Genomic DNA, 14,598 nt, shown 5'->3' on the forward strand with positions numbered 1-14,598 from the left:
CGGCCGGGGGTTGGTTAGGGTCTGAGCCATGTCTCCTTTCCCTGAGCCCGCGTCCGAGGCCGCTGCGTCCGCGTCACAGGCCACTGAGCCCGCGTCCGGGCTCGTTGGGTCCGCGTCCGGGCCCGCGCGCTCTCCCGCTCTGCGCCCCGCGACCCGCGCCGACCTCCCCGCCGTACTGGCCCTGCTCGCCGACGAAGAGCGCGTCGTGGACCCGGCGTCGGTCGTCGTGACGGATGCGTACGAGCGCGCCTTCGCGGCGATCGACACGGATCCGCGCAACGAGATGCTGGTCCTGGTGGAGGACGACGGCGCGGTGGTGGGATGCCTCCAGGCCACGTACATCCCGGGGCTCGGCAAGGGCGGTGCCGAACGGGTCCTGGTCGAAGCGGTACGGATCCGCGCGGACCGGCGCGGCGGCGGGCTCGGCCGTACCCTGATGGAACTCGCGGTCGCCCGGGCACGCACGCGTGGCTGTGCACTGGTCCAGCTGACCAGCGGCAACCAGCGCGAGAACGCGCACCGCTTCTACACCGCACTGGGGTTCGCGCGCAGCCACGAGGGGTTCAAGCTCGCGCTCCGGTGATCCGTCGTCGAGCCCGGCATCACCGGCCGGGTGCGCGGGTCGGTCCATCGGTGTGTGCGAGTGCCGATCCTGCGCACTCCGGACCTGGCGGGTGCCATTCGATGGCCAGACCGTCGTGGCGAGGCGGATTGTCGCTCGGTCTACGCCCTTTCGACCGTCGCGCATGAGTCGATATGACCCACAGGGTCCATATATGCACCAGGTCGGCTTCGAGTTTTGGGAGAGAGCCGGGCATCCTTCGACCTCTTCCACTTGAATGAGGACATGGATGGAGCGGTTGTCGGGCTGATCGGAACACTCGTGGGTGCGGCGAGCGGAGTTGTGGGGACGCGAACCGCCACCCGCCTCGGTGGATCGGAACAGCGGCGCACTCAGAACGACCAGTCGGAGAGGCAGGGAAGAACCTCCGCCTATTCGACGCTCGTCACGACGTGCGGTCGCGCGTACCGAGTGGGCTACGCCGCGCAAGTGGCATCGCAAGGAGAGGGTGCTCGGCGGCTCTCCGGCACGTCCCAAGTGCCTCAGCAGTTCAGATCGGCCGTCGAGGAGGTCGATGAAGCCGTGGACGTCGTGAAGCTGCTCGGGCCGGAGAGGATGGCGCGTGCCGCGGACAACATGATGTCGGCCTTGAGCCTCTGGTGCGACGAGGTCGAACTTCTGGCTCGTGGACGGGGAGACGTTCAACGTGCGAGCGAGGCCATTGAACTGTACGAGGAACTGGCTGAGAGGCTCGTAGTGTTGGGACGTGAGACGCTCAGCGGCACAGCCGCCGCCGGGCCCTGAGGACTCGGTCCCCGACGCCCGCTCCGGGACCGTCATCCTGGTCCGCTGCACCGAGGCCGCGCCATGACCGAGCCCCTCGCTTCCGGCAGTCACGCGGCCGAGGTGGAACTGGTGATCGATCAGTTCAACCTCGTTGGGCCGGCCGAGGCCACTGCCACCGTGCGGTGCGTGCTCGGGCCGGTTCGCCTCGGCGCCCGCTTCGACCGCATCATCGACTCGACAGAGACCGTCGACCTGGAACTGACGCAGATCCTTGCCTACTTCGGGCGCGCGGTCGAGGAACTCGACCCCGTCCACACCGCCTTCGTGACCCTCCACGGCACAGGAGTCCGACTGCTCGTACCAGCCGCAGCGGGCTCCCGCCGGCCGGTCATCCAGGGAACCAATCCGCCACCATGACCGAAATGGTGGATACGCCACTCCGCCGCCGGCCTGCTGCGCATATCCGGTAGCGGTCCCGGCTGCCGGTGGCGAAGATCGCGGCGTGAACACTTTCCTGGAGACCGACCGGCTCGTGCTGCGCGCGTTCACCGAGGCCGACACCGACCACCTGTTCGCCCTGGACAACGACCCTGAGGTCATGCGCTTCATCAACGGAGGGCGGCCCGTGAGCCGCGCGGTGATCCGGGCGCAGACCCTGCCCAGGCTCCTCCACGATCACCCGTGCTTCGGGACCCGCGGCTACTGGGCCGCGGAGGAGAAAGGCACCGGCGTCTTCCTGGGATGGTTCGAATTCCGCCCCCTGGACGACCACGACCCTGCCGTGGTGGAAATCGGCTACCGGCTGAACAAGGCCGCCTGGGGCAGCGGCTACGCCACCGAGGGGGCACGGGCGCTGATCCGCGAGGGCTTCACGGCTCTCGGGGTGGAGCGGGTGACCGCGAACACCATGGCGGTCAACACGGGATCCCGGCGTGTGATGGAGAAGGCGGGCCTGTCGTTTCTCCGCGACTTCACCGGGGACTGGCCCGAGGCGATCGAAGGCTCCGAGCACGGCGAAGTCGAGTACGAACTCACCCGGACCACGTGGGAGCGGCACCCGTAGGAGCCGCCGTTCGGCAGCGATCGCGGCGGTTCCCTCAAGCCGGTCGCCTGCCCACGGCGTCCGCGACGACCGCGGTCACGAGCCTGCTGACGGCTGCCGTGGCCGGCGGACCGGGGGCGTGGTCCGCGAAGAGGAGATGCCCGCCGCCGACCAGCGAGAGGGTGAGCGAGTCGATGTCGGCATCCGCCGCGATGCGGCCCCGTCCGCGCTCGTCCGCGAGGTAACCGGAGATCGCGGTCGTGGCCTCGGCGAGGATCGCGATGCCGCCTCCCGGCCGGGCGTGCCGCAGCCGTGCGCGCAGCTCGTCCCGGAAGGTGATGAGCGGGATGACGGCCACCGGGACCGGCCCGAACAGGGTGGTCAGCGCACTGGTGAGGTTGCCGGCCACGGTGCCCGTGCCGACGGATCCGCGCAGCACCTGCGCCTGCCGCTCCAACTGCGCGGCCCGGTCGAGCACCAGGTCGGTGAGGAAGGCGTCGAAGTCGGCGAAGTGCCGGTGCAGGACGCCTTTGGCGCATCCCGCCTCGTCGGTGACGGCCCGGCTGGTCAGCCCGTTCGGCCCGTCCCGCAGCAGCACGCGTTCGGCGGCGTCGAACAGTTGTTGCCGCGCGTCGCGAAGGTGCACCCCGGTCGGCACTCACAGATCCTCTCGCGCTGCGGCCCCCTGGAACCCGTTGTCGAGTGGGCGCACGCCCATTAAGGTGGGCGCGTGCCCACATTACCGCGAGAGCAGCCCGAACCGCCCCGCGTGGCGATGCATCAGGCCCGGCGGACGGCCGAGTCGTTCGGCGCGGACGCGCGAGGCTACGACCGGGCCAGGCCCCGCTACCCCGACGCGCTGGTGACGCGGATCGCCGCCGGGAGCCCCGGGTGCGACGTGCTGGACGTTGGCTGTGGCACCGGCATCGCGGCCCGTCAGTTCCAGGCGCTCGGCTGCGACGTGCTCGGCGTCGAGCCCGATGCGCGGATGGCCGACTTCGCGCGAGCCCGTGGCCTGCGGGTCGAGGTGGCCACCTTCGAGGGCTGGCAGCCGGGCGACCGGACCTTCGACGCGGTCGTCGCCGCGCAGTCGTGGCACTGGGTGGACCCCGTCGCGGGCGCCGTGAAGGCCGCCCGTGTCCTGCGTCCGGGCGGACGGCTGGCGATTTTCGGGCACGTGTACGAGCCGCCGGCCGAGGTGGCGGAACCGCTGGCCGAGGCCCTCCGGCGGGCGGCGCCCGACTCGCCGTTCGGCGACCAGCCCGCCCGGCGTCCGCTCGGCCTCTACCAGGCGGTCTACGCGAAGCTCGCCGACAAGGTCCGGGAGACCGGACAGTTCGAGGATCCCGAGCAGTGGCGCTTCGACTGGGAGCGGCCCTACACGCGCGAACAATGGCTGGATCTGCTCCCCACCACCGGCGGCCTCACCCGACTCGCACCCGATCGGCTTGCCGAGGTACTGGAGGCGGTCGGGGGCGCCATCGACTCCCTGGGGGGACGCTTCACGATGGAGTACACCACCCTGGCCGTGACCGCCGTACGAGCCGCCTCCTCCTGAGCGGAAGCACCCGAACGGCTACGGGCACGAGTACGGGACGCGAGGGGGCACTCATGGCACGGGTCGCGGTGATCGGGGCGGGGATCAGCGGGCTGGGGGCGGCGCTCATGCTCGCCCGGCGCGGCCACCCGGTCACGCTCTTCGAGCAGGACGGGCGACAGGCCGGCGACGACCTGGACCAGGATTTCTTCCACTGGCGCAGACCCCGGGTCCCGCAGGCGAACCAGCCCCACGCGCTCCTCGCTCCCGTGCGCACGGTGCTGCGCGCCGAGGCGCCCGACGTCTACGCCGACCTGCTGGCGCGCGGGGCCCGGGAGTACCACGAGTTCGACTGGTTCGGCGAGCATCCCCCGTACCGGGCCGGTGACGAGGAGCTGGTCACCCTGCGCACCCGCCGCATCGTGCTGGAGGCCGCCCTGCTCGCGGCCGTGCGGCGGGAACCCGGCATCGACGTGCGGCCGGGCTGCCGGGTGCACGGCCTCACCGTCGAGGCGGGCCGACCCGCCCGGGTCACCGGTGTACGGGTGGGGGAGGAGGCGTACCGGGCGGACCTCGTCGTCGACGCGTCCGGGCGGCGCTCGCCGGTGCCCGGCTGGCTGACCGGGGCCGGCTGCCGCCCGCCCGTGGCCGAAAGCCATCGGACCGGGATCGCCTATCTGTGCCGTTGGTACCGCCTGCGGCCGGACGGGCCACGCGACCCCGGCCGGGTGAAGACCGGCTCGGCCGCACCGTTCGCGCTCGCCGGGGTCTTCCCTTCCGACAACGGCACCTTCGCCGTCAACCTCGTTCTCCCGACAGGCGATCCCAGCCGCGGCGCACTCACCGACCCGGCCGTCTTCGAGGCCGCCGGACGGCTGTTCCCCGCCATCGACGCCTGGCTCGCCCTGGCTCCCGCCCCGCAGTCGGACGTCCTGGCGATGGCGGGCCTGGACAACCGCTGGACGGCCCTCGCCGACGCGCACGGACCTGTCGTCGCCGGCCTGGTCGGCGCCGGGGACAGCCTCGTCCACACCAACCCCACCCTGGGCCAGGGAACGGCCCTCGGGCTGCGCGCCGCCCAGTACCTCGCCGCCCATGCCGACCGGATCGCCGCCGATCCGGCTGCGTACCACGCCTGGACCAACCAGGCCCTCCGCCCGTGGTTCGACGGGCAGGTGGCCGCAGACCGCGCCAACGGGCAGCGCCTCGCGGTGAGTTCGCCACACCCGGACCGGTGGGCCGCCGCCCGTGCCGCCTGCGCCTTCGAGGATCCCGTCGTGATGCGGGCCCGCGCCCAGGTGCGCCACCTCCTGCTCCACCCCCACGAGGCCTACGGCACCGACGAAGTGGACCGGCACGTCCATGCCTGGCTGGCGGCGCGCCCCGGCTTCACGCCCCGCCACGACGGCCCCACCCGGGAGGAGTGGAACGCGGTCCTCCCCGGCTGATGGACAGGCAGTGGCCATGGTCACCGATCGCCGCCCGTATCGCGGCGACCTTCCTCGCGGCCCTGGTCAGACACCCGGAGGGCGGGTACCGGACCGTCGCGCCCGGCTCCGGCGAGGATGCCGGTGCGGTCGCGTACTTGTCACGAGCCTTTGTGCGCACCTAAGTTGACGCCTGAACTGTGTCCACCTGCCAGCGGGGGAGCCGCATCATGGCCGCGAACGGACGGCATCGCAGATACCAGCCGAGCCGGATCAACCGGGCGTCGCTCACGGTGACGGCGGGAGGTGCGGGCATAGCCCTGCCGCTGATCACAGCGGGCACCGCGCACGCCGCGTCGACGGACACGTGGGAGAAGGTCGCCGCCTGCGAGTCGACGAACAACTGGCACATCAACAACGGCAACGGCTATTACGGCGGGCTCCAGTTCAGCGGGTCCACCTGGGCCGCGTACGGTGGCACCGCCTTCGCCGCGCGCGCCGACCTCGCGACCAAGGACCAGCAGATCGCGGTCGCCGAGAAGGTCCTCGACGGGCAGGGGCCGGGGGCGTGGCCGGTCTGCTCCGAGCGTGCCGGGCTGACGCGGGACGCCGCGGGGTCCGGTACGGTCACCCAGACCCAGGGCTCCCGCCCCGCCGCGTTACCGGCCACCGCAAAGCAGGAAGCCGAGCAGGCAGTCAGGCAGACGCCCCCGCGGACGCCGGCGGCCACGGCGAAGCAGGCGCCGAAGAAGACCCCCGCCGCCACCCCCACCACGGTGCCGGGCAAGCGCGAGGCGTACACCGTGGCGAGCGGCGACTCGCTCTCCGCCATCGCCGCGACCGAGCGGCTCCAGGGCGGCTGGCAGCGGCTCTACACCGCCAATCGCACGGTCATCGGCGAGGACCCCGATCTCATCCTCCCCGGCCAGCGGCTCGACCTCGCGCCCGCCCGGGCGGCGTCCGGCGCCACGGAACAGCAGGACGCGAAGCCCGCCGCCACCAAGCCCGCCACCACGAAGCCGGCCGCCACCAAGCCCGCCGCCGCGGAACCCGCAGCCAAGCCCGCGCAGGCGAAACCGGCGGCCAAGCCGGCTCCCGCCAAGCAGCCGTCGAAGGCCGCCGGCATGGTCGCCCCCGTACAGGCGTCCCTGGGCACCCCGTACCACCAGTCCGGTTCCTGGGCCAGCGGCTACCACACCGGCGTGGACTTCCCGGTCGCCACCGGCACCTCGGTGAAGGCCGTCGCCAAGGGCACCGTCGTCTCCGCGGGCTGGGCCGGCGCGTACGGGTACGAGATCGTCATCCGCCACGGCGACGGCAAGTACAGCCAGTACGCCCATCTCTCCGCCCTCAACGTGCGCGCGGGCCAGCAGGTCTCCGCCGGACAGCGCATCGCCCGCTCCGGTTCCACCGGCAACGCCACCGGCCCGCACCTCCACTTCGAGATCCGGACCGGACCCGGCTACGGCTCCGACGTGAACCCCCTCGCCTACCTGAGGGCCGGCGGGGTCAAGGTCTGAGCCCGCCACCGGGGGCGGCAGACGCGGGCCCGCCCACCGCCGGGGAGTGCGTCCGCTCGGCGCCGCCGGCTCCGGCGGCGGGCGGTTCGGGCTCCTCGGCGGGCTCCGGCAGCTCCACCCGCTCCCGCCCGCCCTTCCGGGGGCCGGGCGCCCGGCGCCGCGTCGCCCCGGAGCCCGCCCCGTCCGCCTCCCCGGCCGGCCGGTCGCCCCGCCGCTCGGCAGCCAGCCGCTGAGTCGTCAGCAGCACCAGCCCGGCCGCCGCCAGCGCACCGCTCGCCAGCGCCAGCAGGGTCCCCACCGGCCCGAAGCGGAAGTGCTCACCGAAGAGCGTGAGCCCGACCACCGCCGCCACCACCGGGTTCACCACCGTCACCGTGGCCAGCGGCGCGGTCAGCCCCGCGCCCCGGTACGCCGCCTGCGAGAGCAGCAGCCCCGCGGCGGCGAACACCGCGATCACCAGCAGCGACGGCAGCCCCTCGCCGAGCGCGCCCGAGGTCCACTCGACGGCCACCGTCTTGGTGAACACCGAGGCCATCCCGAACGCCACCCCCGCACCGGTCGCCAGCACCACACTGCGCATCATGGGCCGCTGCACCCCTGGGGCGTGCGTCGGAAGTCCCGTCCGCCCGGCGGTGTCCGACACACGCCCCAGCCCCTGACCCGCCAGGAAGAGCGCCGCGACCGCCCCGAAGGTCGCGGTCGCCAGCAGCAGTTGTTCGGCACCACCCAGCGCGTGCGACTCGGCGCTCCCGGTGAGCGCCAGCAGTCCCGCGAGCCCCACCGTCGCCATGACCGCCCCGCGCCACGCGGTGCGTCCCGCCGCCCGCCCGACGAAGAGCGCCGCCATCGGCAGCGCGAAGACGATCGTCAGCGCCCCGAGCGGCTGGACGAGGCTGAGCGGACCGTACGCCAGCGCCACCACGTGCAGCAGCGCCCCCGCGCCGTTGAGCCCCACGGCCGCCCACCAGGCGCCGTTGCGCAACGGCGCGTACGAGCGCCGGTCCCCACCGGAGGCCACCCGCTCCTGCACGATCGCCCCGGCCGCGTAGGCGACCGCGGAGACCAGGGACAGCAGCACCGAAAGCACGAGGGAACTCATGGGACCACGATGTCCTTTGCGAGCCGCCGAGTCGTCGTCCCAGAGGGGGCGATCCGGCGTACTGCCTCCGTAGTACGGGCAGGTGTGCGACGTCCTTCCTTCGACGGTAGCCCTCCTTCCCCCGGGCCGCCGGAGAAGATCCGCACCGCCACGACGTGTACCCGTAAAGTGACCACGGCTCCCCACCGACAGGTGACGGGGTCTTTCGCGTACGCCCCGGGTGAGTGACCATCAAGGCATGAGGGTCGGACTGCTCACCCGCGAGTATCCCCCCGGCGTGTACGGCGGCGCCGGAGTGCACGTCGAGTTCCTGGCGCGCGAACTACGGCCACTGGTCGATCTCGCCGTGCACGCCTGGGGCGAACCCGACGGACGGGAGGACGGCGTGCACTGGCACCGCCCGGCACTCCCGGCCGACGCCAACGACGCGCTGCGGGCGCTCTCCGTGGACCTGTCGATGGCCGCCGCGCTCGGCGACCGCGACCTGGTCCACTCGCACACCTGGTACACCAACCTCGCCGGCCATCTCGCCAAACTCCAGCACGGCGTTCCGCACGTGGTCACCTGCCACTCGCTGGAACCGCTGCGTCCCTGGAAGGCCGAGCAGCTCGGCGGCGGATACGCCCTCTCCGGGTGGGCCGAGCGCACCGCCCTCGCCTCCGCCGACGCGGTCGTCGCGGTGTCGCACGGCATGCGCGACGACATCCTCGCCTGCTACCCGGAGCTCGACGCGGCCAGGGTGCGGGTCATCCACAACGGCATCGACACCCGTCTCTACGCCCCCGACTCCGGCACGGACGTCCTCGCCCGGCTCGGCATCGACCCGGACCGGCCGTACGTCCTGTTCGTCGGGCGCATCACCCGTCAGAAGGGCGTCCCGCACCTGCTGCGCGCCGCGCGCCTCCTGGAGCCGGGCACCCAGCTGGTGTTGTGCGCCGGAGCCGCCGACACCCCCGAACTCGCCGAGGAGTTCCGCCTCGCGTACGAGGAACTCGACGCCGGCCGCAAGGGCGTGCACTGGATCCCGCAGATGCTCGACCGGCCCGAAATCGTCCAACTCCTCACCCACGCGGCAGTGTTCGTCTGCCCTTCGGTGTACGAACCGCTCGGCATCGTCAACCTGGAGGCGATGGCGTGCGGCACCCCCGTGGTCGCCTCCGCCGTCGGCGGTATCCCCGAGGTGGTGGAAGACGGGGTCACGGGGGTACTCGTTCCCTACGACGAGAAGGAGCCGGACCGGTTCGAACTACGGCTCGCCCAGGCACTGAACGGAGTGGTCGGCGATCCCGCCGGGGCCCGGAGGATGGGCGCGGCCGGACGGCGGCGCGCCGTGGAGGAGTTCGGGTGGGACCGGGTGGCCGGCCGCACCGCGGAGCTGTACCGGGAGATCTGCGCGACAGGTGAGTAACCACCGGCAAAGGCGCCGGTGGAGGTCGGACAAAGGGGCGGCGATGCGCGGTGGACCTTCGGTGCTCGGAATCGTACTCGCGGGAGGGGAGGGCAAGCGGCTGATGCCGCTCACCGCCGACCGGGCCAAACCGGCGGTGACGTTCGGCGGCACGTACCGGCTGGTCGACTTCGTCCTGTCCAGCCTGGTCAACGCGGACGTGCTGCGCATCTGCGTACTCACCCAGTACAAGTCGCACTCGCTTGACCGGCACGTCTCCACGACCTGGCGGATGTCCAGCCTGCTGGGCAACTACGTCACACCGGTGCCCGCGCAACAACGGCTGGGCCCGCGCTGGTACTTGGGGAGTGCCGACGCCATCCTCCAGTCGCTCAACCTGGTCCACGACGAACAGCCGGACTACGTGGCCGTGTTCGGTGCCGACCACGTCTACCGCATGGACCCGCGCCAGATGCTGGCCAAGCACATCGACAACGGAGCGGGCGTCACCGTCGCCGGGATCAAGGTGCCGCGCGCGGAGGCGTCCGCGTTCGGGATCATCACACCCGGCACCGACGGCACCCAGGTCGAGAGATTCCTGGAGAAGCCCACCGACCCGCCCGGCCTGCCGGGCGACCCCGACCGGGTCTTCGCCTCCATGGGCAACTACCTCTTCACCACGAAGGTCCTGGTGGACGCGTTGCACCGGGACGCCGAGGACCCGCACTCGGTCCACGACATGGGCGGCTCGATCCTGCCGATGCTCACCGCGCGCGGCCAGGCCCAGGTCTACGACTTCGACGAGAACCACGTGCCCGGCGAGACGTCCGTACAGCACGGCTACTGGCGCGACGTGGGCACGCTCGACGCCTACTACGACGCCCACATGGATCTGCTCTCCGACCGGCCGGCCTTCAGCCTCGACAACCGCCGCTGGCCCATCTACACCCACGCCGGTCCGCTGCCGCCCGCGAGAATCGTGGCCGGCGGGATCGCGAGCGAGTCGGTCATCAGCCCCGGCTGCGTGATCCGCGGCCAGGTCTCCCGGTCGGTCCTCTCGCCCGGCGTCGTCGTCGCCGAGGGGGCCGTCGTCCAGGGGTCGGTGCTGCACGACAACGTCCGGGTGGGACGCGGCGCCATCGTGCGGGGTGCCATCCTCGACAAGAACGTCGACGTTCCTCCCGGCGCGGCGATCGGCGTCAACCCGGAGCGGGACCGGGAGTTCTACACGGTCTCCGGCAACGGTGTCATCGCCCTCGGCAAGGGTCAGCCGGTGCGCTGAGGAGCGGCCCGGCGCGTCCGGGCCGCGAGCCCGCCGGTCCAGCGGCCGAGGCTACGCCGAGCCGAGGCTCTTCCGGGGCTGAGGTTCTCCGGGGCCGAGGCTCAGGAACCGAGCCGGAACTCGGCCCGGATGCGCTTGCCCACCGGGACCGCCTCCGCCGTCACCTGGTCGCAGAGCGCCACCACGATCTCCATGCCGTGCCCGCCCAGCCGCGAGGGGTCGGGGGAGTACAGCACCGGCAGCGCGGTGCTGCTGTCGTAGACCGTCACGCTCACGCTCTCGGCGGTGCCCTCCAGCTCCAGGAGGTACGGGCCGTGGCTGTAGCGGTCCGCGTTGGTGACCAGCTCGCTGACCGTCAGCATCAGATCGCTGCGGGTGTGGGCGCCCAGCGGCGCGAACCACTCGGCCGCGAGCCGGGTGAGAAACCGGTCCGCCAGGGCACGCGCCTGCGCGATGCACCCGGGCTCACCGTCGAACACCTCCGCCGTGAGCAGTACATCGGTGCAGGGAATGCCAGGTCCGGGTGCGTCCGGCAACGAAGCGGCCTGTTCGTTCATGTGCTCCAGCCAGGGCCCGGCGAGGGAGGTGAGAGTCGTTGTCACGGGAGCCGTCTACCCGGGCCGGGGCATCCCACTCCTGGTGAATCCGGAAAACCGGCGGCGGGCTCACGTACGCCCGGGAAGCCGCACCACCGTCACGAAGAACTCGTCGATCTGCCGGACCGCCGCGATGAACTGGTCCAGGTCGACCGGCTTGGTGACATAGGCGTTGGCGTGCAGTTTGTAGCTGCGCAGGATGTCCTCCTCGGCGGAGGACGTGGTCAGCACCACCACCGGGATCGTGGCCAGCTCCGCGTCGCTCTTGATCTGCTCCAGCACCTGGCGGCCGTCGTACTTCGGCAGGTTCAGATCCAGCAGGATCAGGTCGGGGCGGGGAGCCTCGGCGTGCGGGCCGCGCCGGTAGAGGAAGTCCAGCGCCTCCTGCCCGTCCCGCACCACGTGCAGGGTGTTGCGGATCTTGTTGTCCTCGAACGCCTCGCGCGTCATGAGCTCGTCGCCGGGGTCGTCCTCCACCAGGAGGACCTCGATGGGCTGTACGGAACTGGTCACGTGGCATCTCCCGACGGGGCGAGCAGGGCGGGAGCCAGGAGCTCCGCCGTGGTGTGCGTGGGGGCATCCGGGCTGACGGGCAGGGTGAAGTGGATCAGCGTACCCTCACTCGGCTCCGGGTCCAGCCAGATCCGGCCCCCGTGGAACTCGATGATCTTGCGGCAGAGGGAGAGCCCGATGCCGGTGCCGTCGTACGCGTCCCTGGCGTGCAGCCGCTGGAAGATGATGAACACCTTGTCCGCGAACTCCGGCGCGATGCCGATGCCGTTGTCCGCCACCGTGAAGTGCCACAGCGCGTCCTCGCGGACACACCCCACCTCGATCCGGCAGGGAACATCCGCGCGGCGGAACTTCACCGCGTTGCCGATCAGGTTCTGCCACACCATCGCCAGCGTCGTGGAGTCGCCCAGCACCTCCGGCAGGGAATCCTCCCGGACGACCTCCGCGCCCGCGTCCTCGATCGCCAGCGTCAGATTGGCCAGCGCGCGGTCGAGCCCGCGCTCCATGTCCACCTGCTGCCAGCTCTCGTGCACCCGGCCCACCCGAGAGAAGGTCAGCAGGTCGTTGATGAGTACCTGCATCCGCTTGGCGCCGTCCACCGCGAAGTCGATGTACTGCTTGCCGCGCGCGTCCAGCTCGTCGCCGTACCGCTTCTCCAGCAGCTGGCAGAAGGACGCCACCTTGCGCAGCGGCTCCTGGAGGTCGTGCGAGGCGACGTACGCGAACTGCTCCAGCTCCGCGTTGGAACGGCGCAGCTCCTCCGTCTGCTCGGCGAGCAGCGTCTCCCGGCTCCGCGACTCCGCGAGCTCGTCCACCAGCCGGACGCGCATGGATTCGACGGCCGTCGCCACCGACCGCACGTCCGCCGGACCGTGTACGTCGATCTTCCCCTCGTACGTCCCCGACCTGACCTCGTCCGAGGCGGCGCGCAGCCGGTTCAGCGGCCTGCCGACCACCCGGTGGAAGAGCAGGCTCAGCGCCACCACCGAGGCGAGGAACCCCGCGATCAGCGCGATGAGCACCCGGTCGCGGGTCGCGCGGGCGTCGTCCAGCTGGGCACGAACGTGGTCACGTGCCTGGTCCAAGTGGTCCTGCTGGGCGCCGTAGAGAGCGCGCAGCGCGTCGAACTCCGTCTTGCTCTGGAGCAGCGGCGCCGACGCCTCCCCGGTGGGACCGCTGGCCCGCACCGCTCCGATCAGCGGTTCGGCCTGCGAGGTCCGCCACTTCTCGGCCGCCGCGGCGATCCGGTCCAGGTCACCTGCGTACGGCTGCTCGGACCCGACGAGCTCCCGCACCCGGGCCAGCCGCTCCTTCTCGTCGCGCTGCCCCTGTTTGTACGGTTCGAGGAACGAGTCGTCGCCGGTCAGCACGAAGCCCCGGACCCCGGTCTCCTGGTTGAGCAGCGCGTTCTGGAGCTGGAAGGAGGCGGAGCGCGCCGGCTGGACCCGGTCGACCAGGTCCGTCGTCCGCGCGGACATGTCGTTGAGGACGACCGCGCCGATGACCAGACACGTGACGACCACGACGACGAAGCCGCCCAGGATGAGGTGGACCCAGCTCTGCACCGACAGCCGTGAGGCGCCTCCAGCGCGTATGGGCTTCCCCTGAGGATCAGCCATTGTTCTCCACCTTTTCCCAGCTCAGATGCAATACGGCCACGTCGTCCGCGAGCCCGCCGAAGGGCGCAGCCCCGGCCGTGGCCCCCGCCACGAGGGCGTCGATGAACGGTCGGGCCGCCAGCTCCGAGCAGCCCTGCGCCATCGCGAGGAGCCCCTCCTCGCCGAGGCGGCTGTCGGGGCCGGTACGCCCCTCGAAGAGACCGTCCGTGAAGAGCACCAGACTGCTGTCCGGGCCCAGCGCCAGCTCGCTCTCCGACCAGTGCCGCGCTCCCGGGAGCAGCCCGAGCGCCATACCGGTCTCGGGTTCCACCCAGGAGATCTTGCCGCCCTGGCGCAGCAGCAGCCCCGGGTGACCGGCGCGCACGATACCCACCCGGCTCCCGTCCGGCGGGAAGGTGAGCGTGGTCACCGTCGCGAAGAGGTGCGGGTCGGAACGCTCCGCCACCAGGATCTCCTCCAGGAGATTGATCTGGTCGAGCGGGCTGGTGCCGCAGAGCACCGCGGTACGCCAGGCCACCCGCAGACACACCCCGAGCGCCGCCTCGGCCGCGCCGTGGCCCGACACGTCCCCTATGACCGCGTGCACCGTGCCGTCCGCGGTCTGCACCACGTCGTAGAAGTCACCGCTCAGCAGCGCGTGGACCCGGCCCGGTTCGTAGCGGGCCACCGCCTCGAAGCGGTCGTCCCGCAGCAGCGGCACGGGCAGCAGTCCCCGCTCCAGGCGGGCGTTCTCCTGGGCCATCTGCTGATTGGCCCGCAGCGCCGCCGAGGCCCGTTCCACCTGCTTGCGCTGGAGGGCGTACCGGATCGCGCGGCCCAGCGTCTCCGGTTCGAGCCGGCCCTTGGCGAGGTAGTCCTGGGCACCGTTGGCCACCGCTGAGAGCCCGGTACCCGCCTCGGTCAGTCCGGTCAGCACCACGATGGCCGCGTCCCCGGACGCCTCCACGATCTGCGTCACGGCGTCCAGCCCGTGCACGTCGGGAAGGTGCAGATCGAGCAACACACAGACGGGGGTGCGGCAGGTCCGCAGGAACTGTCGCGCCTCCGCCAGCGTCTTGCACCAGGTGAGCGAGGGGTCGAGGTCGCTGTCGGAGAGCATCTCCTCCACCAGGAGGGCGTCCCCGGCGTCGTCCTCCACCAGAAGGATCACCGCGTCCATGCCCCATACGGAGCCGTCCGCGGCCGCGACGGCCGTCGTCTGCTGAGCGGGAACCACGGCGGGTCCCGC

The 14,598-nt window shown here is 71.9% G+C and carries 15 protein-coding genes; 9 read left to right on the forward strand and 6 right to left on the reverse strand.

The annotated features are described in order from the left end of the window. Window positions 1–28 precede the first annotated feature (28 nt). From ACWCSV_RS29090 to ACWCSV_RS29105, 4 genes are all read left to right on the forward strand, one after another. The gene (locus tag ACWCSV_RS29090) at window positions 29–583 is read left to right on the forward strand and encodes an N-acetyltransferase family protein (protein WP_451147224.1); all 555 of its coding nucleotides are present in this window, start codon (window positions 29–31) and stop codon (window positions 581–583) included. Window positions 584–799: 216 nt separating this feature from the next. Further along, complete coding sequence (locus ACWCSV_RS29095; RefSeq protein ID WP_451147226.1) at window positions 800–1,366, forward strand: hypothetical protein; 567 nt, start codon at window positions 800–802, stop codon at window positions 1,364–1,366. 63 nt (window positions 1,367–1,429) lie between these two features. Next, window positions 1,430–1,765, forward strand: a complete 336-nt coding sequence (locus tag ACWCSV_RS29100; protein ID WP_451147228.1) for a hypothetical protein — start codon at window positions 1,430–1,432, stop codon at window positions 1,763–1,765. An 85-nt stretch (window positions 1,766–1,850) separates the two neighbouring features. Further along, window positions 1,851–2,411: a GNAT family N-acetyltransferase gene (locus ACWCSV_RS29105; RefSeq protein ID WP_451147230.1), complete on the forward strand. Its 561-nt coding sequence runs from the start codon at window positions 1,851–1,853 to the stop codon at window positions 2,409–2,411. Between the two features lie 34 nt (window positions 2,412–2,445). Here the strand turns inward: ACWCSV_RS29105 and ACWCSV_RS29110 are convergent, their stop codons facing one another. After that, window positions 2,446–3,048 (reverse strand): TetR/AcrR family transcriptional regulator, encoded by a 603-nt coding sequence (locus ACWCSV_RS29110; protein ID WP_451147232.1) that lies wholly within the window; start codon window positions 3,046–3,048, stop codon window positions 2,446–2,448. 72 nt (window positions 3,049–3,120) lie between these two features. Between ACWCSV_RS29110 and ACWCSV_RS29115 the strand changes: the two genes are divergently transcribed. The 3 genes from ACWCSV_RS29115 to ACWCSV_RS29125 all read left to right on the forward strand — a co-directional run bounded on the left by ACWCSV_RS29115 (window position 3,121) and on the right by ACWCSV_RS29125 (window position 6,874). Next, window positions 3,121–3,948 carry a class I SAM-dependent methyltransferase gene (locus ACWCSV_RS29115; protein ID WP_451147234.1) on the forward strand — a complete coding sequence of 276 codons (828 nt, stop codon included), beginning with the start codon at window positions 3,121–3,123 and terminating at the stop codon, window positions 3,946–3,948. A gap of 53 nt (window positions 3,949–4,001) precedes the next feature. Further along, window positions 4,002–5,375: an NAD(P)/FAD-dependent oxidoreductase gene (locus ACWCSV_RS29120; protein ID WP_451147236.1), complete on the forward strand. Its 1,374-nt coding sequence runs from the start codon at window positions 4,002–4,004 to the stop codon at window positions 5,373–5,375. A gap of 209 nt (window positions 5,376–5,584) precedes the next feature. Next, window positions 5,585–6,874, forward strand: coding sequence for a peptidoglycan DD-metalloendopeptidase family protein (locus tag ACWCSV_RS29125; RefSeq protein ID WP_451147238.1), 1,290 nt, complete (start codon window positions 5,585–5,587; stop codon window positions 6,872–6,874). On the opposite strand, the gene ACWCSV_RS29130 is transcribed toward ACWCSV_RS29125, so the two are convergent. After that, window positions 6,864–7,973, reverse strand: coding sequence for a DMT family transporter (locus tag ACWCSV_RS29130; RefSeq protein ID WP_451147240.1), 1,110 nt, complete (start codon window positions 7,971–7,973; stop codon window positions 6,864–6,866). The two genes, ACWCSV_RS29125 and ACWCSV_RS29130, sit on opposite strands and share 11 nt — an antisense overlap. 238 nt (window positions 7,974–8,211) lie before the next feature. Between ACWCSV_RS29130 and glgA the strand changes: the two genes are divergently transcribed. Further along, on the forward strand, window positions 8,212–9,381 hold the full coding sequence (gene glgA, locus ACWCSV_RS29135; protein ID WP_451147242.1) for a glycogen synthase: 1,170 nt from the start codon (window positions 8,212–8,214) through the stop codon (window positions 9,379–9,381). A gap of 43 nt (window positions 9,382–9,424) precedes the next feature. Further along, window positions 9,425–10,642 carry a glucose-1-phosphate adenylyltransferase gene (gene glgC / locus ACWCSV_RS29140; protein WP_390961164.1) on the forward strand — a complete coding sequence of 406 codons (1,218 nt, stop codon included), beginning with the start codon at window positions 9,425–9,427 and terminating at the stop codon, window positions 10,640–10,642. 101 nt (window positions 10,643–10,743) lie between these two features. Here glgC and ACWCSV_RS29145 read toward each other — a convergent pair whose 3' ends face one another. The 4 genes from ACWCSV_RS29145 to ACWCSV_RS29160 all read right to left on the reverse strand — a co-directional run bounded on the left by ACWCSV_RS29145 (window position 10,744) and on the right by ACWCSV_RS29160 (window position 14,586). Continuing rightward, entirely contained in the window at window positions 10,744–11,199 is a 456-nt protein-coding gene (locus tag ACWCSV_RS29145) for an ATP-binding protein (RefSeq protein WP_451147292.1), read from the reverse strand. Window positions 11,200–11,307: 108 nt separating this feature from the next. Next, entirely contained in the window at window positions 11,308–11,751 is a 444-nt protein-coding gene (locus ACWCSV_RS29150) for a response regulator (protein ID WP_451147244.1), read from the reverse strand. Continuing rightward, window positions 11,748–13,370 (reverse strand): sensor histidine kinase, encoded by a 1,623-nt coding sequence (locus ACWCSV_RS29155; RefSeq protein ID WP_451147246.1) that lies wholly within the window; start codon window positions 13,368–13,370, stop codon window positions 11,748–11,750. Before ACWCSV_RS29155 ends, ACWCSV_RS29150 begins: the two co-directional genes overlap by 4 nt. Further along, entirely contained in the window at window positions 13,363–14,586 is a 1,224-nt protein-coding gene (locus ACWCSV_RS29160) for a PP2C family protein-serine/threonine phosphatase (RefSeq protein ID WP_451147293.1), read from the reverse strand. The genes ACWCSV_RS29155 and ACWCSV_RS29160 overlap by 8 nt, the downstream gene beginning before the upstream one ends. Between the last annotated feature and the right edge of the window lie 12 nt (window positions 14,587–14,598).

This window comes from Streptomyces sp. NPDC001770, assembly GCF_053596135.1.